Origin of the sequence: Streptomyces blattellae, from assembly GCF_009709555.1 — a bacterium.
Taxonomy (GTDB): Bacteria; Actinomycetota; Actinomycetes; order Streptomycetales; family Streptomycetaceae; genus Streptomyces; species Streptomyces blattellae.
This window is the reverse complement of sequence record NZ_WJBG01000124.1, coordinates 1-19,470: the sequence shown is the minus strand read 5'-3', so window position 1 is coordinate 19,470 and position 19,470 is coordinate 1. Positions and strand designations below refer to the sequence as shown.

Below are 19,470 nucleotides of genomic sequence, written 5' to 3'. Positions count from 1 at the left end.
GTTCCTCCCCCAGTCCCGTCCGCTGAACCTCGGCGGACAGCCCCTCGCCGATGTCGTCGTCGGCGTCCAGGCACCGGCCGCCGCTCGCTGCGGCGATCCGGGCGTCCGGCTTGCCGGGGGCGCAGGCTCCGCCGCGCAGCGACACCATCGCCACCGGCACGTCCGCCGACTCCGACCGGGCCAGCACCTCGTCGAGTTTCCCGCCGGTCATCCGGTTGTGGTCCCCGCTGTCGGTGATGTAGACGATCAGCTGGGGGCGGTCGTCGGCGCCCCGCCCCGCCATGTCGTCGAGCGCGGCGAGCAGCGCGGCATGCGGATCGGAGTCGGCGCCGGGCCGGACCTCGGCCCGGTCGATCCTGCGCACGGCGGTCTTGCGCTCGTGCGTCGTGAGCGGGAGCAGGGTCTCGTACCGGTCGCCTTCGGGCGTGTCCGCCACCTGCCACACGCCGTACTCGTCCTGGCCGCCGAGCCCGCCGAGGGACTGCTTCAGCAGGCCGGGCCCGCCGCTGGGGCCGTCCCACAGCGAGGCCATCGAGCCGGAGCTGTCCAGCAGGTAGAGGACCCGGCCGGGACCGTGGGCGGCGCGGTAGTCCTGCAACGCCGTCTCCGTCTCGTTCAGTCCGGCGGACTCCGTCAGCGGCTCGGGGTCGGGCAGCACCCCGAAGGCGGGCTCGCTCGGGTCCAGCAGGGCACGGCCGCCGGTGGCCTCGCGGAAACCGGCCCGCGCGAACACGTCCCGCCCCTGGCCGTAGGTGAGCCAGGCACGGAAGTCGACCACGGCGGCGTCCCGCGCGTCCCGGTCCAGGTCGCCGTCCTGCCAGCGCACCCGGACGAACGTGGGCTCCAGGCCGGGCACGTTCTCCGGGTACTCGGCGATGCGGGGGGTGCGCCGCGCGCTGTCGCAGCCGACCCCGGACTTCAGCAGGAACTCGGGGACGAGGGCGGCCGTACGGTCGTCCACCGCGTCGTTCCGGGGCAGTTCGCACAGCAGCCCGGCGGCCGTGTCGGACGGCGGTCCCGGCTGGTCGAGCTGTTCCTCCACGTCGAGCGCGCCGTCGGGGCCGTCGTACAGGCCGATCGTGGCGAGCAGCGCCGATTCGGCGAACTCCGGGTCGGTACGGCGCACTTCGGCCTGGTCCGCGCGGTCACGCAGGCCGTCGATCAGCTCGGTGAGGGTGCGGCCGGTGCGCTGGTCGGCGGCGGGGACGGCGGTCGGCACGGCGAGGACGACCGGGGAGTACGCGAAGGGCCGCCGCGCCACCTCCAGCCAGGCCTTGGCGTTGGTGTCCCGCTCGTGCTCGGCCCTCCCTGCGGCGGCGGGCGAGGCCGGGATCCAGATGTCGGCCTGCGGCCCGATGTCCCGCTGCGGGTTGGTCTCCTCCGCACGGGGCTCCTGCCACGGCTCGGACTCCTCGCGCAGCGCGGTCACCACGTCGGCGGAACGGGCGCTGTACACGGTGATCCCACTGACCCGGCACCCCTCCCCGTCCCTGTTCTCCTGAGACGTCACATACGTGTTCGCCGCCGCGGTGACCGTCGGCTCCAGGTCGGGGTCGGTCAGGACGCGCAGTTCGAGAGGCGGTGCGCAGGCGGGGGAGTCGCCGACGAGGGCGTACAGGCCGTAGGAGCCGAGGGCGAAGGCGGCGAGGGTCACCACGACGATGCCGAGGGTGAGGAGGGTGCCGAGAGCGGCGGCGCGGCGGCGCAGGCGGTGCAGGAGGCGCAGGAAGGGCGACGGTCCGGGCGGGCCGGGAGGCGGTTCGCTCCCCGGCGGCTGCACGGCAGCGGTCTTCGGCCGCTCGGACAGCAGCACGTCCTCCCCGTGCTCCGCCCGGCTCTGCGGCACCCATGGCGCACCGCGCAGGGTCTTCTGCGCGGCCATCTCCTGACGCAGCTGCTCGGAGAGCGAGCTGAACGACAACTCGCCCGGTTTCTCCATGAGTTGTACGAGCTGCGCGGTGAACGGCGTCGGTGTGTGCGCATCGCCCGCGTCGATGCGGTGGTTGGCCTGCACGCTCATCAGCAGCAGCACCCGCCGCTTGTCGTGGTACGCCTGCTCCCACCCGACGGCCGCGTTGCCGGCGTAGCAGCAGTCGAGGACGACCACGATCCGCTTGGCCTCGCTGCTGACCAGCACGGACTGCACGTCGTCGTACTTCGCCGCGCCGTGGAAGACGGTGTGCTCGCCCGCGATGACGCTTGCGTTGCGCATCTGCAGGAACAGCCGGTCGCCGGAGCTGGGCGTGGCGCCGTGCCCGGCGAAGTACAGCAGGAGCAGCCCGTCGGTCTCCGCGGCGGCGGACCGCACGGCTTTGTTGAACGCGTCCTGCGAGGGCGACCGGCAGACCGTGATCGAGTCCTCGTCGAACACACCGCCCCGCAGCAGCGCCCGCCTGAGCATCGTCAGGTTGTGCTCGACGGCCGGAAGGTCACCGGGCACCCCGTGCGGCGACTTCTTGTCCTCGTACGTGGACACCCCGACCAGCAGCGCCCGGTTCTTTCTGGGGCTCACCGGACCGACCTACCCGTCGCCGTCCAACGGGTCGATGCTGTCGAGGGGCGGCTCGCCGTCCTCGACCTCGCGGCGATGGTCACGCCAGGCCGCGACGGACCGGCGGACCTCTTCGAGCAGCTCATGGAAGACGACGCCGCCGGCGGCTCCGATCAGCTGGATGACGATTTCCGTGCCGACGCCCATCGGGGCACCGGTCTCGTCCGTGGGCTTCTTCGTGCTGGCCCGTTCATAGATCCGCAGATTCTCCGCGCGCACCATCTCGTCGAGCGGCTGCTCCCGCTCCAGCCACTTCCGCAGCGCGTCGACGTCGCCGTCCCGCTTGGTGTCGTCCAACTGGACGCGGATCGCCCGCCCGTGCCGCTCGGCCACTTCATCCCCCTCAGACATAACTCACCATCATGGCAGGGAGGTTGCGGGCACTGAAGGGTTCGGCGGCGGAGCACTGGAGTACGCACGCGTCACAAACGGAACTCAGTGCGCCGTTTACACGGACTGACTCTGGGTCCGCTGGGTCCGGAGCTGGTCCAGGTGGCGCTGGATGTGATCCAGCGCGCCCTGCCTGCGCCCCGGCACCCGCGCCCGCAAGTCGGCGAGCGTGGAACCGAGTTCGCGAGCCTGCGCCGGGTCGGCGATCCGGCCCCACTGGTGGTGCGCCCGGTCGGCGGCTGCCTCGACGGCCGGGTCGGACGGCGCCTGCCCGGCACCCAGTCGAGTGGAGGCGACGGTCAGCCAGGTACGGCAGCTGCGGACGTGGTCTCCGGCGAACATGGCCAGATCGGCGCGGACCTCGGCCCAGTGCAGGGCCTGTTCGGAGCCGGGACCGTACGCCCTCAGCGCGGACTGCTCCTGGTGCGCGGCGAGCGCGTCTGCGTCGCCGTGCCGTTCGGCCTGTACGGCGGCGCTGATCGCGGAGTGCGGATCGGCGACCTCGGGCGGGTGCTGCGGGCGCGGTACGGGCACCGGCACCGGCACGGGCACGGGCGCCGACACGGGCGCCGACACGGGCGCCGACGACGGCGTCAGCACCAGGTCACCGTACGACCCCTCGGTGGCGATACGGCTCAACGCCTGCTGATGCAACAGCTCCAGCGGCGGCCGGTGCCCACTGCGCAGAATCGTCGCCACCGTCTTCATGTACGACGGCACGGCCACCGTCCGCCGGGGAGGCGGCGGCGCGATACGGCCGTAGACGGCGCTGTTGCTCCCCGAGTCCAGGCGCCGGGTCCGCAGATGGTCCCAGGTCTCCGCGTCGGCGTGCAGATCGACGACGAGAGTCGTGCTCCCCGCCGCCCGCAGCCGCAGTTCCTCCCGCACCCAGTGCCACGGGAACGCCGTGTACCGCACCGTCGACGGCGTCGTCCGGGCCAGCGCCAGGTGCGGCAGGTACTGCTTGCGGTCGAGTTGGAGCTGGCCGGTGACGAAGACGGTGAGCGGGCCGGGGGCGCCCGCGGCGGCGCGCAGCCGGGTGAGGACGGCCTGCGGCTCCAGCGGGTCGGCGAGTTCGACGACGTTCGCGGTGTCGGTGCCGGACAGGACGGCGGGCGGGACGGCCGCGAGGACGGGAAGCACGGACGCGGCGTCCACCATTCGCCCCTTGCCGAGCGGCGACGCCGCCAGCAGCAGCACGGTTCCGGGCATCGGTCCCTCCCCATCCCCCGTCGATCACTTACCGAAGCACCGTAACCGCTGCGGCTGCGAAGGTGGATGCCAGGACCGCAAACCGTCAACTGTCCCGCGCGTCCAGGGGCATGAGCCGCCGTACCGCGAACACCGTGGTGTCGTCGGCCAGCCGTCCCCCGCAGTGCCGCAGCACGCCCTCCCGTACGAAGGCGACGAGGCGACGGGGTTCCACGGTGCGCGGGTCGGCGGCGACGGCGCGGGCGATCTCGGTGGCGAGCGGGTAGAAGGCGCCGTCGGGGTCCCGGGCCTCGGTGACACCGTCCGTGGTCAGCAGCAGCGTCTCGCCGGGCGCGAGGGTCACCCGGCATACGGGCGGCGGGCCCTGGGCGGGGGCGAGGGTGCTCAGGCCGAGGGGGAGGGTGTCGCCGGACGGCAGGGCGCGTACGCCGTCGGGGCCGACGAGGAGCGGCGGCTCGTGGGCGAAGACGACGGACCGTACGGCGCCGGCCTCCCGGTCGGCACAGTCACCGGACCGTACGGCGCCGGCCTCCCGGTCGGCGAAGTCGAGCAGGACGGCGGTGGCGAAACGGTCGCCGTCCTCGCGGCCGAGCGCCGCGACATGCCCGCAGTGCCGCAGCATCCGTACCTCAAGGCGGTCGGCGACCGTCTCCAGATCCGGCTCGTGGTAGCCGGCCTCGCGGAACGTGCACAGCAGCGCGGCCGCCGCCTCGACCGCGCCCAGGCCCTTGCCCTGCACATCCCCGACGAGGACGCGGGTGCCGTGCGGGCCGGGCTGGATGTCGTAGAAGTCGCCGCCGACGCGGGCCTCGACATCGGAGGGGAGGTAGACCGCCGCGTGCTCCAGGCCGCCCCAGTCCGGCGGCAGCGGACGCAGCACGGTACGGCGGGTGGTGTCGGCCACGTCCCGCATGTGCAGCATGCGGCGCTCGCCGCGCACCCGGACCGCGCAGGCCAGCACCGCCAGCACACCGCCGACGGCGACGAGGTAGAAGTCGGCCGGTCCGGCCTGGTACTCGTTCGGCCAGGCGCGGTCGGCGACGGGGTAGACGACGGTCGCGAGCACCGCGTAGGCGGCCGTGCCCCACACCCCGCAGATCGCGGCGGCGATGCCGGGCACCAGCACGATCCAGGTGATGATCCGGAAGTCGCGGGTGGTGTTCCAGTCGACGACCAGGATGCCGATGAGCATCAGCAGCGGCGGCACCCAGGCGACGCTCCGGTCCCCGACCCGCAGCATCTGGTGTCGTTGCAGCACGTCCCGGGGGACGGCGTCCGGCAGCCTTGCGAGCGGGCGCCGACCGCCCACCGGCCTCAGTCCGCGCCCGCTCATGACGCCCAGCGAAGCACGGCCGGCAGCGGGCCGCATCCGGACGGGGGCCGACCGGGTTCCCCACCGACTTGCCAGCGGGCCCGCCCAGGTGTGCCCTGGATGACAGGGGCGACAAGGAAGGAGCCTCCGATGGCTCATGCGGCACCCACGGCCGGGGGACCGGCCACGCGGCTCCCCACACCCGATGTCTTCAGCGATCACACCCACAAGGTGGCGCGGTACGCGATTCCCGTGGTCCTCGGCCTCGTCTACGGCTACTGGGCCGCGGCCAACCGGCGCTCCGGCGGCGAGATCACCGGCTGGAACATCCTGTTCGGCTTCGTCACCGCGCTCGCGTTCATCGTGCTCTGCATCGCCGTGGCGCTCCTGGCCCCGCGGCTGAAGCGGGAACTGCACTCGCTGACGAAGTCCGCCTTCGCCGGCGCGGCGTTCGGGTTCCTCTACAGCCAGACGGGGGCGAGCGTGCTGCGCTGCACGGTGATGGCCCTGCTGATCACGGCGGCCGTCTTCGCGGTGTTCTTCTACCGCTACTACACCCACGAGGACGCCGAGGGAAACCCCCTCCCCCGCTGACCCCGAACGCCCGCGCCGATCGGGTGACCCCCACCGGAGAGCGACCCATATGCAGTCGGAGCGGTGGCGTACCCGGCCGGAAGGCCCTTGCCTGGTGAAGTCGACGGCGGTCCGGCAGACAGAACGACGGCCTGTCCCGGCACCCGGCACTACCCGAAGGGCCCCCGTGCTCGAACTCGCCGCCTCCTGGCTCCCTCTGGCGGCCGCCGCCTTCGCCGTCACCGGCATCGCGGTCGCCGCCTGCCGTCGCCGCGCGGTCACCGCGACCGCGCTCGGCACGGCGCTCGGCGGCGCGTTCCTCGCCCTCGCCGTCGGGATCGGCCGCCGCCTCACCCTCGCCGACCTGCCCGAGAAGGCCCACCGCCCGGCCGCGGGCGCGGTCTACGACGCCCTGACCGCCACCCTGCGCACGGTCTCCTGGCTCCTGGTCGCCGTCGGCCTCACCGCGGCCCTCGCCTGCCACTGCGTGCGGGTGGCAAAAACCTTGTTGAACCGAGGAATTGACCAGACCTAGGGTCATTCACATGTCACCTTCCCTCGCATACGAGGACAAAGGCGCGGATACCTCCGCGGTCCCCCTCGTCCTCGTCCACGGCCACCCCTTCGACCACACGATGTGGGCCCCGCAGATCGAGGCCTTCTCGTCCTCCCGCCGGGTCATCGCCCCCGACCTGCGCGGCTACGGCGCCTCCCCGGTGGTCCCCGGTCTCACCCCGCTGTCCGGCTTCGCCCGCGACATCGAGGCGCTGCTGGACGGGTTGAAGGTGCGGGAGTTCGTCCTGGCCGGTCTGTCGATGGGCGGCCAGATCGCGATGGAGTGCTACCGCCTCTTCGGCGAGCGCGTCCGGGCCCTGGTCCTCGCGGACACGTTCCCGGACCCGGAGACGCCGGAGGGCAAGGTGTTCCGCAACGAGACGGCGGACCGGCTGCTGGCCGAGGGCATGCGCGGATACGCCGACGAGGTGCTGGAGAAGATGGTCGCGCCGTACGCCTCACCGGAGGTCAAGGCGCACGTCCACCGCATGATGACGGCCACGCCCCCGGAGGGCGCCGCGGCAGCCCTGCGCGGCCGCGCCGAACGCCCCGACTACCGCACTCTGCTGACCGAGGTCACCGTCCCGGCACTGGTGGTCGTCGGCGCCGACGACGAGTACACGCCGGTCGCGGACGCGGAGGCGATGCACACGGCGCTGCCCGACTCGACGCTCGTGGTCATCGAGAGGGCGGCCCATATGCCGAACCTGGAGCGGCCCGCGGAGTTCAACGAGGCACTGCGGGAGTTCCTGACCCGGGTCGACGCACGCTAGCGGCTGTCCTTCACGCCGGTCAGGAAGGCGTGCCAGCTGTCGGGGGCGGCGTAGAGGAGGGGGCCGTGCGGGTTCTTGCTGTCGCGGACGGCCCGGCCGCCGGTGATTGTGGGGGCGACCTCTACGCAGTTGCCCTGCTGCCCGGAGTACGAAGACTTCGTGAAGGGGCCAACAACCTTGGTCATGACGAGTCTTCCTTGAAGGTCCGCAGTGCGCTCCGGATGAGCTTGGCGCTTGCTTCCGGTGCCAGTGCTGACGATCGTAGTAGGTCGAACGTATTGGCGTAAGCCGCCAAGTCCTCCGGCCCTTCAAGGACCGACGTGCCCCTCAGGTTCTCCAGTGTCACTGCTTCGACGGTTGGTTCCGCGTCGAAACTGAAGGACGAGAAGGCAGAGGTCGAGGCTGCCAGCAAGCCCGCGCTGAACGGCAGTACCTGCACGGTAACGTTCTTCCGCTTGCCGACCTCCAGAATCGCGGACAGCTGGCCTCGGTGAATCTCGACACTCACCAAGGGGTGCGCGATGACTGCCTCCCAGATGACGGCGGCGTAGATTGCCCCGCCTTCCTCGATCTTGGCCTGTCGCCCCTGCCGCACCTTCACCAAATGAGCAACCAGTTCCGGTGCGACGTAATCAGGGCCCGCCGTAATGACCGCCTCCGCGTAGGCCGGAGTTTGCAGGAGTCCAGGGACCAGAACCGGCTGCCACTCCCGGATGTAGGTTGCGTCGTCCTCCAGCGCGATGTGGTCGAGGTAGTCCGGCAACAGGTGAGCCGCATGTTCGAGCCACCAGCCCCGGTTCTTCGAGTGCTTGGCCAAGTCCTCCAGTTTGTCGCGGACTTCCTGATCTGAGATGCCGTACGCGTCCAGCAGGAGTCGTACCTCGATGACACGAGGTGTCGCGTGCCCACTCTCAACGCGGCTGATCCTGGCCTGACTTGACGCGATCACCTCGGCCGCCTGCGGCTGGTCCAGCTTGGCGGCTTGCCGGTAATTCCTGAGCGCCGAACCCAGGCGCCTACTGCGCACAGTCGGCCGTCCACCTGCGGGCATTGGCTCTCCCCTCTCTTCCGGCAACCATGCCATGCCATGCGTCACTCTAGGGCCACATCACGCGATCGAGTGACACGTCTGCATGTATTCAGTCGTCGGCATTGCACAGGTCGCTGATTCGGTCCTAGCTTCGGAGCACGCGCTGCTGAAACGCGCCGTCTTGACGACACGTCAGGGGGTCTTTTCGCCATGCCCACCCTCACCTCACCCACCACCCACCCGCGCCGCGACACCTTCCGCATCCCCAAGCGCAGAAGCCATGTGCCGGAGGCCCGCGCCCAGGTCCGGCGGATCCTCAAGGACTGGGCTGTCGACGGCGAACTCGCCCACGACATCGCCACCGTCGCGACCGAGCTGGTCACCAACTCCGTACGCCACTGCCGCGTGACGTTCGCCGAGATCGAAGTGACGATCTCAATCCGCGGCTGCGGCCTGCTGCTTGAGGTGTCCGACCCCGACAAGGAGCGGATTCCGGAACCACGCACGGACGACGCTCAGGAAGAGGCCGGCGGACGCGGGTTACTTCTGGTCGCCGGGCTCGCGTCGCGCTGGGGACACGAACTGCGCCCGTTCACCAAGTGCGTATGGGCGTACTTCCTCATCCCCGAGGAGTCCCGTTGTTCGAGCCACTGATCGCCGTACTGCCCAGACAGCAACAGCCGCCCCTGCCCAACCCCCACGACGCCCGTTGGCGCCGCTGGTCGGCACGTTCGCGGCGTCACCGCGCCGAGCACGGGCGATGGTTGCCGCCACTCGCCCGTGAACCGTGCTGGGAGACTCCGCCCGCACGGGCGGCGCACCGGGAGAACGCGTACGTGGACGTGCGGGACATCGTGCGGCCGTACGTCACGGCGTACCTGCGCGAGGAACGGCCGACATGAACGAGGAACCGACGCGGCGGCCGGACGACCAGGTCATGGCCACTTTCCACGACTGGCTCGACCACGTCGCCGCCTGCCAGGGCGCCTGCCGCCTCGCGGGAATCTCCTGCCACCACTCGATGCGGTTGGGCGACAAGCACCGCGAGGCGAAGAAGGCCGCACGCAGGCCCCGGCAGAGCGCCCCGCCCTGACAACGGCCGCTCGGAGGCACCGCGTCCTGACCGGGAAGCGGCCTGCGGTCAGTCGCGCACGCGCGTCGCCGCGGCGAGTTCGCGGACGCCGCTCACCCGCGGGTGTCGCGTGGACAGGTCGCTGACGATCTGACGGATTGCCGGACGATCGCGGACCTCACCGGGGGAGATACGGACGGCGGAAAGCAGCTCATGGGCCGTCTGCTCCGGCTTGCCCCACTGCCACCACGCCCGCCCGAGGTCGGTATGCATCCGTCCCTTCCGCTCGGCGGTGCGGAACTGGTCCGGGTGCAGCGCCCGACCTGCCTGGAGGGCGGCCCCGGCGTCACCGAGCGCCCAGTGAACGCCGACCTCATAGAGGTCGACCGCTGCCGGGGTGATGGGGAACAGGCGGCCTGCCGGAACTTGCTGCGGGAGTCCGCGCGCGGCCCGGGACGCCTCGCGGATCATGGTCAACGCCTGGTCGCGGTCCCCGGCCCGCGCCGCCGTGTACGAGGTGGTGCACAGCATCTGGGCGTAGGCAGCCGACTGTGCCGGGGTCGTCAACCCGGTGGCCTCGACCTGGGCGGCAGCACTCAAGATCAAACGCTGAGCGGCTCCGGGCTGGTCCTGGTGGCGCAGGACGATACTCAGCTCCCGGGCGGCAGCGGCAGCGGCCAGTGGGGAGCCGGACAACTCCGCGTAGACGGTGGCCCGGTCCGCGGTGAGCCGAGCCCGGTCGTAGCGACCGATCTTGACCAGGAGCTGGGCAGCCAGGGTGTAGCACGACGAAAGCCGGGCGTGCGCCAGGTCCGTCCGTGACCGAGCGGCGTCATGGGCGTCGGCGAGGAGACCCGGCAGCGCTTCGAGAAGGTCGGCGTGCCTGCCGGCGTCGAAGAGCGATCGCGCCCGCGTCAGGCGGGTATCGAGCGGTACGGCCGAGCCGGTCGGGTCGGGCGTAATCGCCAAGGCGTTGTCCACGTCGGCGAGGAGCTGGACGGGGGCCGCAATCCCGGCAGCCGCAAGCAGTGTCCGGCGGCGCATGGGGTCCTCCTTGGCGCTACGTGGACCGTCGGCCGCCACTTTAGTGGTTTGCAGCACGTTCAATCCGAGTGCCGCACCAAGAACATGGGGCGGTACACCGACCTCCTGAGCAGCCTGGCGCAGGAGACGCAGGTCAGCCGTTCGGCTGCCGCGCTGCTCCATCCGGGACACGGTGGAGGCGGAGCAGCCGAGGCGTGCACCGAGGTCGGCTTGCCGCCACCCGCGGCCCACTCGCCCCATGCGGATGAGGCCTCCGGGATCCTGGTGGTCGACGAGCGTACGGGCCTTGGTGGAACTCCACAGCGGGTCCATGGTGCGCATCGCGCCTCCCACTGGCCGAGAGCCGGGCCAATCCACGGTAGCGAGCCCGGGAAGGGGCGTCGATGGCGTGTGCAAGACCTGCAAATGGCGTGCGGCGCAAGGTAGTTGATAACTGCTTACTGCCGTCCGGTGGTGCCCTTCGGATGCGGGCCCGCTCTTGGGTGGCGGGCCCCGGCGACGCGATGGAGGCCAACATGACGGCAGCAATGGAGACCAAGGTCCGAGACCCCCGGGACTACGTGAAGCGCGACGTGTGGGACCGGGAGATCCAACTCCTGATGCGGGACCACCCCGTGGACGAGGTAATGGCCGACCGGCTCTTCGGCGCGGCGGTCTCGTACCTGATCACGGCCATGGAGAAGTGGGGCCAGGGACTGGAGATGTGCTGTGGCCGCCTGGTCGACCTGGCGGTCCACGTCTTCATCCTGGACACGAAGAACTACCGCGAGTTCTGCGCGGAGCACTTCGACGGAAGGTTCCTGGAGCACATTCCGGAGATCGAGTTCAAGTACGACGGCTCGGTGGAGCGCACCGCCCAGATCATCGCGGACGCGGGCTTCGACGTGGACTGGAAGCTCTGGGAGCGGGACTACGGCAAGTGCGGGCCGTGCAGTCCGGGATCGAACTGCCACTGATCCGAAACGATCGGGCCCGGGAGCGTCACAGGCGCCCCCGGGCCCCTTCGCGTGCGTGTCCCGGTGAGGTGGTGTCATTCGCCCACGCGTGGGAGGAAGCCCCGGTACGGTGTCCAGCTCAACGGACACCGGTCACTCCACCCTCCCGAGGAGCTTCATGTCCCACGTGCCCATGACACCGGCCGGGTACTGGGACAAGTACAAGCCCTACAAGGGCGAGGGCCCCCAACCGGCGCCGCAGGCCGACCGGTTCGACTGGACCCAGTACCCCGGGCACGGGCCCGGGGCCGAAGTCCTCGGTCGCCCCCGCCGGGCGTTGGAGCTCGGACCGGCTGAGGGCAAGGAAGCCGCCCACCTGGCCCGCCACGGCGTCGAGGTGACCGGCGTCGACTTCTCCCCTGTCCAGGTCGGGCGGGCCCGTGCCTGGTGGAATGGCACTCCTGGGCTGTCCTTCGTCCAGGGCGAGGCATGCGCCTACCTCTCGTCCACCCCCGCGGCGTACGACGCGATCTATTCGGTATGGGGTGCGGTGTGGTTCACGGACCCCGAAGACCTGTTTCCGTGCGTCTTCAAGCGGCTGGCCCCGGGCGGGGTCTTCGCGTTCTCGCAGGCCGAACCGGTCGCCGGCTCCTACGGCCCTCAGCAGATGCGGGGCAAGTGGCTCGAAGGCCGGGCGCGCGAACTGACCGTACTGCGCTGGCAGTACACCCCCCAGACGTGGGCGGACATCCTCAAGCGGCACGGCTTCGCCGATATCGACGCCCAGGTCATCGAGGCCCCAGACCCGAAAAAACTGGGCACGCTCTTGGTGCGCGCCCGCGTCCCTGCGTGAGGCACGTGGCGATCTTCGCGAGTTTCTTGCAGCAGGTCAGGGCGGCAGCCAGGCCGAGGAAGGCGAGGAAGTGAGAGCCCTTTCGCTCGTATCGGAGGGTGAGGCGTCGGTAGCCGAACAGCCAGGCGATCGACCTCTCGATCTTCCAGCGGTGCCGGCCGAGTCGTTCGCCGGACTCGATTCCCGACGCTGACTACGCGACCCAGACGCCTCCCGGGCGTCACGAACTCCTCGTGACATTCAGGAGTGCGATGAGCAGCGCGCATGTGATCGCCACCCCCTGGACGGCCTTCGCCCAGCCGGGCGCCGGATCACCGCTCTTGGCCGCCGAACGTATGGCCGGGAAGGCGACCAACAGCCCGACGAGGGCGAAGGGCGCAAGCAGCAGGGTCAGCCAGTCGACCTGTACGGGTGTCATCTCGGATCTCCGTCTCCCACTCGATGACCGGCGCCACATCATGCGCGCGCACCCCCGGGACCCCTCCCACTCGGCGCAACCTTCCCCGCACAGCTCCCGTCTTTGAGGGAGGATTCGGCCACCCCACCCGCGAGCGGAAGGCCGGGCATTGGACACTGAGGTTGCCGAGTGGACCGCTTCCGGCGACGGGCGCGAGCGACGGACCTCGCGGCGTAACCAGCGGGAATGAGGACGCCGGGGCTGAACACAATGACGCCGGGGCTGAACATAATGGGGCCATGTCCCGAGAGTTCCCCATCGGCCTGACTCCTCCAGACTGGCTGGTCCGGAACCTCAGGTCCGAACCGGCGCCCGTCAACCGGCCCGCCGTCGCCCGCGCCGCCGTCGCCATGGCCCTGCCCCTCGCCGCCGGCCTCGCCGCCGACCGGCCCGACTACGGCGCCCTCGCCTCCATGGGCGCCCTCTCCGGAGTCATCAGCGACACGGCGGACGCCTACCGGATGCGGATCATCACCATCGCCGTCCCGCAGCTCTTCGGCGCCGTCGGCATCACCCTCGGCTCGCTGGTCCACGGCCACGGCTGGGTCGCGGTCGCCGCCGTCACCGGCGTCGCGCTGGTCTCCGGGATGATCTCGACGATCGGCGCGGTCGCCTCCGTATCCGGACTGCTGCTGCTCCTCAACTCGGTGGTGGGCGCGGGCCTGCCGATGCCGGGCGACTGGTGGCTCGCACCGCTGCTGGTCTCCGGCGGCGGACTCCTCGTCCTGCTGCTCGCCCTGCTGGCCTGGCCGCTGCGCAGCGGGGTGCCGGAGCGGACGGCGGTCGCGGACACGTACCGGACCGTGGCCGACCTGCTGACGGCGACCGGTGATCCCGACGCGTACGACGACGCCCGCCACGCCGTCACCCAGTCGCTGAACCAGTCGTACGACCTCGTCCTCGCCCGGCGCACCCGCCACCACGGCCGCAGCCCCGAACTCACCCGCCTGCTGGCCCAGCTGAACGCCATCACCCCGGTCGTGGAGGCCGCCCCCGCCGCCCATCTGACCGGGAAGCCGCTCCCGGCCGAGGTGCCGACGGCGGTCCTGCACCTCGCGGAGGCCGTCGAGACCGGCTACACGGGCCCGATAGGGCTCGACCTGCCGGAGCCGGAGAGCGGGACGAACCGCGCCATGAACCACGCCGTGCGCCACGCGGCCTCCGTGGTCACCGCCCCGGACATCGACCCCCACGGCATCGACGACCGCCTCGGCCGCCCGGCCGCCCTCCGCATCCGCGCCGCCCGGGCCACCCGGAACGTGACCCTGTCCGCCAACTCCTGGCGCTACGGGCTGCGCCTGGCACTGTGCATCGGCCTCGCGCAGGTCCTGGTGTCGATCATCACGGTCCCGCGCTCCTACTGGGTGGCGCTGACCATCACCTTCGTCCTCAAGCCCGACTTCGGGTCGGTCTTCTCCCGGGCGCTGCTGCGGGCCCTCGGCACGGTCGCCGGACTCGTCGTCGCGGCGGCGGTGCTCTCCCAGGTGCCGAGGGGCTGGTGGGACGTACCGGTGATGCTGCTGCTCGCCCCGCTGATTCCCACCCTCACCCCGCGCGGCTACGGCTACCAGACCGCCGCCATCACCCCGGCGATCCTCCTCCTGTCCGACATCCTCAACCACGAGGGAACGGGCCTGCTGCTGCCCCGCCTCGTCGACTCCCTCGTGGGCTGCGCGATCGCGCTCATCGCGGGCTATCTGCTGTGGCCGGAGAGCTGGCACGTGCGCGTGGGCGACCGGGTGGCGGACGCGGTGGGGTACGCGGCGGCCTATGTGGAGGCGGCCTTCGGGGAGGCCGCGGACCCTGCCGCCCGCGCCCGTATGCGCCGCCGCCTCTACCGCGACCTCTCCGTCATCCGCACGGAGTTCCAGCGCGCCCTGACCGAGCCCCCGCCGACCGGACGCCGGGCCGCCGCCTGGTGGCCCCTGGTCGTCGCCGTGGAACGGATCGTGGACGCGACGACGGCGGCCCGGGTACGGGTCAAGCACGGGGCGGACCCGCCGTCCGCCGCGGAGGTCGGCCAAGTGGCCCTGCAACTGAGGGAGCTGGCGGACGGATTGCGGGAGGTCGAGACCCTCTACGCCGTCCGCACAGACCTCACCGGCCCCGCGGGGAGCGTCCTGGAGCCGCTGCGCCAGGAGGTGGCGGCGGCACGCGCCATCACGTCCCCGCACTGAAGCGCCGCGAAGGGGCGCGGGGCTGTGACATATGCGGCGACATATGCGGCGACATATGCGGCCTGGTCAACTCCGCGCAGGCGGTGAATCGTTACGTCGTTCCCGTGCGGGTGACGCAGGGCGAGTTCAGAGGCGCGTACAGGTAATGATCAATCCTGTTCAACCGCCCTCCCGATAAGGGGATTTTCCATGCGTCGCACCGCCTCCGTCCTCCTCGGATCCCTCGCCCTCGCCGGCGCCGCGGCCCCGGCCGCCACCGCCGTGCCGGACCCGTCGGCCGCCGTCACCTGCCTCACCGAGGCGCCGGGCGCCGTCACCGGACTCGTCGACCCGGCCGCCCTGTTCGACCCGGCCGGCCTCGCGGCCCCGGCGGAGCTCCCGGCCGTGAACTGCGTGACGGCTCCCTGAGCTGTACGGACGACACGTATGCGGGCCGCTCTCGTGAGAGGGCGGCCCGCATACGTATGGGTCTGCCGTGTGCGATCAGACGTCTCAGACGCCGATGTCGCAGCCGTCCTTGCGCCACACCGCCACGACCGCCGGGCGGACGATCCTGCCGGGTCCGTCGGGCCAGGTACTGGCCGGCTTCTCCACGGTGGCACCGTCCTTCTCACCCGGGTGCTGTACGGCGACCAGGACGCGCCGGTCCTGGATGACCGGGCCGCAGGTCTCCGCACCGATCGGCATCGTCGCGAACTGCTTCAGCTCACCGCGCCGGTCACCGCGCGTAGCCACGCCGAAGAGACCGTCGTGGTAGCCGAGCTGGGCGCCGTCGGTGGAGATCCACAGGTTGCCGTACCCGTCGAAGGCGACGTTGTCCGGGCAGGAGATCGGGCTGACCTTGTCCTTCGGGAACCCGGCGAAGTAGGTGGCCGGGTCGTTCGGGTCGCCGGCGACGAGGAACAGCGACCAGGCGAACGTGGTGCTCTCAGCGCGGTTCCAGCGTTCGGTCAGCTCCAGGACCTGCCCGTGCTTGTTGGCGTTGCGCGGGTTGGCCTCGTCCGCCTTGGCGTTCGTGCCGGTACCGCGGTTGCTGTTGTTGGTGAGCGCCACGTACACCTTGCCGGTGTGCGGGTTGGGCTCGATGTCCTCGGGCCGGTCCATCTTGGTGGCGCCGACCCGGTCACCGGCGAGCCGGGTGAAGACGAACACCTCGTCGGCGGTCATGCCCTCGACGTGGCTCTCGGCACCGTCGGCGGTGGCCGTCGCCAGCGGAATCCACACGCCGGAACCGTCGAACTCGCCGTCGCTCGGGAGCTTGCCGGTGCCGTCGATCTCGATGGCGGGCGAGTCACCGGTGAGCTTGGCGACGTACAGCGTGCCCTCGTCGAGCAGCGAGAGGTTGTGCTCGCGCACGGCGCGCGACGACCCCTTCTTCATCCGCTTGCTGCCGACGAACTTGTAGAAGTAGTCGAAGCGCTCGTCGTCACCTGAGTAGACGACGGGACGGCCGTCCTCGGTCAGCCGGACGGTCGCGCCCTCGTGCTTGAAGCGGCCCAGCGCGGTGTGCTTGCGCGGCTTGGAGGCCGGGTCGTACGGGTCGAGCTCGACGACGTAGCCGAAGCGGTGCACCTCGTTGGGCTCCTGGGCGACGTCGAAGCGCTTGTCGAAGAGCTCCCACCTGCGCTCGGAGGCGGCGGTGCCGATGCCGTACCGCTTGTCGGTCGCGCGGCTGGAGTTGGCGAAGTACTGGTTGAAGTTCTCCTCGCCGTGCAGCGTGGTGCCCCACGGGGTGGTGCCGCCGGAGCAGTTGTTGAGGGTGCCGAGCGCCTTGGTGCCGGTCGGGTCGGCGGAGGTCTTCAGCAGGTCGGAACCGGCGGCGGGCCCGGTGATCTTGAACTCGGTGGTGGCGGTGACGCGACGGTTCAGCGGGTGCCGGGGCACGGGCTTGAGCCTGCCGGTCTGGCGGTCGCCCTCGACGACCACGGCGGAGAGCCCGTGCGCGGCCCAGGCGATCTCGACCTGCTGCCTGGTCGGGTCGGCGGCGTCGTAGCCGCGGAACATGAGCACCTCGTCGGTGTACTCGTGGTTGGCGACGAGGATCTGCCGGTTCCACTCGCCCGGGAGGGGCAGCAGCGCGAGGAAGTCGTTGTTATACCCGAACTGCCCCGCCTGCGCCTCGGCGGTCTGGTTGTCCGGGTCGAAGGCGGGGGCGCCGCGCAGGATGGGCTCACCCCAGCGGATGACCACGTTCTGCGCGTAGCCGTCCGGCACGGTCACGGCGTCGCTGGTGTTGGGGGCGACGGCGCTGAAGCGGAGCCCGCGCGCACCCCTGGCGGAGCTGCCGTGCTTCGTCGCCCGGGTGGCGGCGGCGGCCTCCGGAGCCGCGGCGCCGGTGACGGCGGTGCCCGCGGCGGCGGCGACCGTGACGACGGCGGCGGCCTGCATCACCGAACGGCGGCTGAGGGCGCCCTGGATGACGTCGCCGACGTATTCGTTGGTGGTGGTGTTGGGCACCTCGTGGAAGCAGGCGTTCCCACACCGGTAGAGACAGGTCATGGCCGACCGGCCACCGGGATGCGAATCGGACGGCGTTCTGACGAGCGGCAACGGAATGCGCATGTGTTTTCCCCTTGCTTCCCCTTGAGACCAGCGTGACGGACGGTAGGCGCAGGTTTGTGCGGGAGCGGGGCGGAGCGGTGAACGATGGATGAACCCCGGGCGTCTTTGGGGGAGTTGACACGGAGCGCTCATCGCCCTTGCGGGGGAGTACTGTCGGCGCGACTGCGACCGCTCGGGCAAGCGGTCATGGGTGACTGCGTGTTGTGGTTGGCGTCAGAACTGCCGTCAGCTTCGGGGGAGCTTCGCGCGAGAACGGGCTAGGAGCGTGTCTCAGTAACGGGCAACTGGCCGGGAGGTCGTGATCGGCGGGATCGGTCGCGGTGGTCCGGTCAGCGCCTGTGGGGCCGACGGGCGGGTCGGTCGGGCCGGGATTTCGGCCCGCGGTGGCCGGGGCGGCCCGGTTGGTCAGTCGGCCGCGGCGGCGAGGCCGGTCGGTCCGGCGTGGCGGAAGATCTTGCGGAGGTTGTGGCAGGCGGCAAGCAGTCGCCACTCGCCGCGGGCGCCGTCTTCGCCGCGCAGGAGGAGCCGGCGGCCGTTGTGGCAGGTCATGATCTGTCCGAAGACGGGTTCGACGATGGCCTTGCGGCGGGCGTAGGCGGCCCGGCCGGGCTTGGTCCGCAGCTTGCGGGCCATGCGCTCCTTCAGCGTGGCGTCCTTGGGGATGCGTCCGCGTGGAGCGGGCGGAACCTGCTCGTCGTGGGCCAGTCGGCCGGTGGCCATGAACGTGTCGGTGCCGCAGGCCAGTTGGCGGTCCTTGGCGGCTTCGAGGTTGGCTTCCGAGCAGTATCCGGCGTCGACCAGCGCCTGCTTGGGGTGGGCGCCGGTGTTCGCCGCGGACTGGTCAAGCATCAGGGTGTAGTTCAGCGCGTCCGAGGGGTTGCACGTCACGTCGGCGGCGGTGATGACCTGGTGTTCCTCGTCGACTACGGCCTGCGCGTTGTAGGCCTGGATGTAGGCGCCGTCGCTGTTCTTCATGATCCGCGAGTCGGGATCGGTGAAGTTGGCCTGCGCCTTGGGCTTGGGCCGGGCCCTGGCGGCGGTCGCCTCGCCGGCGTCGGTGACGGCCTGCTCATCACTGGTGCCGGCGCGCTGCTGACGGCGGCGTTCCTTGTCCTCGGCATGCTTGCGGGCCTTGTCGGCGGCCTCGGCCTCGATCTGCGCGCGGGCGGCCTGCAGCTTCGCCAGGCGCTTTTCACGCCGGTCCAGTTCGGCGGGCAGGTCCACCTCCTTGCCGTCCACGCCGAAGACCTGGTCCTCGGCTTCGTCGGCGGCCTCCGCGTCGGCCAGCAGTGCCTGGGCCTTCGCTTCCAGCTGGGCGATCTCGGCCTCGATCCGCTCTTCCTTGTCGACCAGGCGGCCGTAGCTCATCGCCTTGTGCTTGGAGGCACTGGCCTCCAGCTTGGTGCCGTCCAGCGCGACGCGGCCCATCTTGACCAGGCCGAGTCGCATGGCCAGGTGCAGCGACTGGGTGAACAGACCGGCCAGTGCGTCCAGGTGGCGGCGGCGGAACCGGGCGATCGAGCGGAAGTCGGGGGCCTGGCCGGCGGCCAGGAACCGGAACGCGACGTCGTCGGCCATGCGGCGCTCGATCGCCCGGGAGGAGCGCACCCCGGTGGTGTAGCCGTAGATCAGCAGCCGCACCATCAGCCGGGGGTCGTAGGGCGGGTAGCCGCGCTTTTCGGTGTAGTCCGCCAGGACCGGTCCGAGGTCGAGCACCTCGTCGACCAGGTCGGCGACGAACCGGGCCGGGTGGTCCTCGGGCAGCCAGTCATCCAGCGACGGCGGCAGCAGCAGGACCTGATGCGGGTCGAACGCCCGGAACGTCTTGTCCACCGCCACCGCAGGACCCATCGGCCGCTTCTTCTCGACCGGCTCGACCTCGAACAGCCCATCCCCACCATGCATACCGTGATCATCCCGCACCAATGATCACGAACCATAGGCGGGTTGCCCGTTACTGAGACACGCTCCTAG

At 71.0% G+C, this 19,470-nt stretch carries 19 protein-coding genes and 2 pseudogenes; 10 read left to right on the top strand and 11 right to left on the bottom strand.

Going from position 1 to position 19,470, the window contains the following annotated elements; translation table 11 throughout:
- The 4 genes from GFH49_RS11425 to GFH49_RS11410 all read right to left on the bottom strand — a co-directional run.
- Positions 1–2,512: vWA domain-containing protein (locus tag GFH49_RS11425; protein ID WP_155055730.1), on the bottom strand; the 2,512-nt coding region annotated here is incomplete at its 3' end.
- A gap of 9 nt (positions 2,513–2,521) precedes the next feature.
- Complete coding sequence (locus tag GFH49_RS11420; RefSeq protein ID WP_155055729.1) at positions 2,522–2,902, bottom strand: hypothetical protein; 381 nt, start codon at positions 2,900–2,902, stop codon at positions 2,522–2,524.
- Positions 2,903–2,998: 96 nt separating this feature from the next.
- Complete coding sequence (locus tag GFH49_RS11415) at positions 2,999–4,153, bottom strand: hypothetical protein (RefSeq protein WP_155055728.1); 1,155 nt, start codon at positions 4,151–4,153, stop codon at positions 2,999–3,001.
- Positions 4,154–4,238: 85 nt separating this feature from the next.
- Complete coding sequence (locus GFH49_RS11410) at positions 4,239–5,486, bottom strand: PP2C family protein-serine/threonine phosphatase (RefSeq protein WP_155055727.1); 1,248 nt, start codon at positions 5,484–5,486, stop codon at positions 4,239–4,241.
- Positions 5,487–5,615: 129 nt separating this feature from the next.
- Between GFH49_RS11410 and GFH49_RS11405 the strand changes: the two genes are divergently transcribed.
- The 3 genes and pseudogenes from GFH49_RS11405 to GFH49_RS11395 all read left to right on the top strand — a co-directional run bounded on the left by GFH49_RS11405 (position 5,616) and on the right by GFH49_RS11395 (position 7,366).
- Positions 5,616–6,059 carry a hypothetical protein gene (locus GFH49_RS11405; protein WP_155055726.1) on the top strand — a complete coding sequence of 148 codons (444 nt, stop codon included), beginning with the start codon at positions 5,616–5,618 and terminating at the stop codon, positions 6,057–6,059.
- A gap of 163 nt (positions 6,060–6,222) precedes the next feature.
- Positions 6,223–6,573 (top strand): annotated as a pseudogene (locus GFH49_RS11400) (hypothetical protein); the annotation flags it as partial.
- 10 nt (positions 6,574–6,583) lie between these two features.
- On the top strand, positions 6,584–7,366 hold the full coding sequence (locus tag GFH49_RS11395; protein ID WP_155055725.1) for an alpha/beta fold hydrolase: 783 nt from the start codon (positions 6,584–6,586) through the stop codon (positions 7,364–7,366).
- Here the strand turns inward: GFH49_RS11395 and GFH49_RS11390 are convergent.
- The gene (locus tag GFH49_RS11390) at positions 7,363–7,551 is read right to left on the bottom strand and encodes a DUF397 domain-containing protein (RefSeq protein WP_155055724.1); all 189 of its coding nucleotides are present in this window, start codon (positions 7,549–7,551) and stop codon (positions 7,363–7,365) included. The two genes, GFH49_RS11395 and GFH49_RS11390, sit on opposite strands and share 4 nt — an antisense overlap.
- Complete coding sequence (locus tag GFH49_RS11385) at positions 7,548–8,417, bottom strand: helix-turn-helix domain-containing protein (RefSeq protein WP_155055731.1); 870 nt, start codon at positions 8,415–8,417, stop codon at positions 7,548–7,550. Before GFH49_RS11385 ends, GFH49_RS11390 begins: the two co-directional genes overlap by 4 nt.
- Positions 8,418–8,606: 189 nt before the next feature.
- On the opposite strand from GFH49_RS11385, the gene GFH49_RS11380 reads away from it, so the two are divergent.
- Genes GFH49_RS11380 through GFH49_RS11370 form a run of 3 tightly spaced genes read left to right on the top strand, consistent with a single transcriptional unit; the run spans position 8,607 to position 9,489 of the window.
- Entirely contained in the window at positions 8,607–9,050 is a 444-nt protein-coding gene (locus GFH49_RS11380; RefSeq protein ID WP_155055723.1) for an ATP-binding protein, read from the top strand.
- A complete protein-coding gene (locus GFH49_RS11375) occupies positions 9,035–9,298 on the top strand; it encodes a hypothetical protein (RefSeq protein WP_155055722.1) in 264 nt (87 codons plus the stop codon). The genes GFH49_RS11380 and GFH49_RS11375 overlap by 16 nt, the downstream gene beginning before the upstream one ends.
- Complete coding sequence (locus GFH49_RS11370) at positions 9,295–9,489, top strand: hypothetical protein (protein ID WP_155055721.1); 195 nt, start codon at positions 9,295–9,297, stop codon at positions 9,487–9,489. The genes GFH49_RS11375 and GFH49_RS11370 overlap by 4 nt, the downstream gene beginning before the upstream one ends.
- Positions 9,490–9,537: 48 nt before the next feature.
- Here GFH49_RS11370 and GFH49_RS11365 read toward each other — a convergent pair whose 3' ends face one another.
- Positions 9,538–10,833, bottom strand: coding sequence for a helix-turn-helix domain-containing protein (locus tag GFH49_RS11365; protein WP_155055720.1), 1,296 nt, complete (start codon positions 10,831–10,833; stop codon positions 9,538–9,540).
- 194 nt (positions 10,834–11,027) lie between these two features.
- On the opposite strand from GFH49_RS11365, the gene GFH49_RS11360 reads away from it, so the two are divergent.
- Positions 11,028–11,468 carry a UCP032817 domain-containing protein gene (locus GFH49_RS11360; RefSeq protein ID WP_155055719.1) on the top strand — a complete coding sequence of 147 codons (441 nt, stop codon included), beginning with the start codon at positions 11,028–11,030 and terminating at the stop codon, positions 11,466–11,468.
- Between the two features lie 157 nt (positions 11,469–11,625).
- On the top strand, positions 11,626–12,300 hold the full coding sequence (locus GFH49_RS11355) for a class I SAM-dependent methyltransferase (RefSeq protein WP_155055718.1): 675 nt from the start codon (positions 11,626–11,628) through the stop codon (positions 12,298–12,300).
- A 31-nt stretch (positions 12,301–12,331) separates the two neighbouring features.
- Here the strand turns inward: GFH49_RS11355 and GFH49_RS40035 are convergent.
- Together GFH49_RS40035 and GFH49_RS11345 are read right to left on the bottom strand one after the other, a co-directional pair.
- Positions 12,332–12,484 (bottom strand): annotated as a pseudogene (locus tag GFH49_RS40035) (transposase); the annotation flags it as partial.
- A gap of 36 nt (positions 12,485–12,520) precedes the next feature.
- The gene (locus GFH49_RS11345; RefSeq protein ID WP_155055717.1) at positions 12,521–12,718 is read right to left on the bottom strand and encodes a hypothetical protein; all 198 of its coding nucleotides are present in this window, start codon (positions 12,716–12,718) and stop codon (positions 12,521–12,523) included.
- Between the two features lie 278 nt (positions 12,719–12,996).
- Between GFH49_RS11345 and GFH49_RS11340 the strand changes: the two genes are divergently transcribed.
- Both GFH49_RS11340 and GFH49_RS11335 read left to right on the top strand, forming a co-directional pair.
- Positions 12,997–14,934 carry an FUSC family protein gene (locus tag GFH49_RS11340; protein WP_155055716.1) on the top strand — a complete coding sequence of 646 codons (1,938 nt, stop codon included), beginning with the start codon at positions 12,997–12,999 and terminating at the stop codon, positions 14,932–14,934.
- 189 nt (positions 14,935–15,123) lie between these two features.
- Positions 15,124–15,342 carry a hypothetical protein gene (locus GFH49_RS11335; protein WP_155055715.1) on the top strand — a complete coding sequence of 73 codons (219 nt, stop codon included), beginning with the start codon at positions 15,124–15,126 and terminating at the stop codon, positions 15,340–15,342.
- Positions 15,343–15,426: 84 nt separating this feature from the next.
- Here GFH49_RS11335 and GFH49_RS11330 read toward each other — a convergent pair whose 3' ends face one another.
- The gene (locus GFH49_RS11330; RefSeq protein ID WP_155055714.1) at positions 15,427–17,496 is read right to left on the bottom strand and encodes a PhoX family protein; all 2,070 of its coding nucleotides are present in this window, start codon (positions 17,494–17,496) and stop codon (positions 15,427–15,429) included.
- 405 nt (positions 17,497–17,901) lie between these two features.
- Positions 17,902–19,329: an IS1182 family transposase gene (locus GFH49_RS11325; RefSeq protein WP_456243052.1), complete on the bottom strand. Its 1,428-nt coding sequence runs from the start codon at positions 19,327–19,329 to the stop codon at positions 17,902–17,904.
- Positions 19,330–19,470 lie beyond the last annotated feature (141 nt).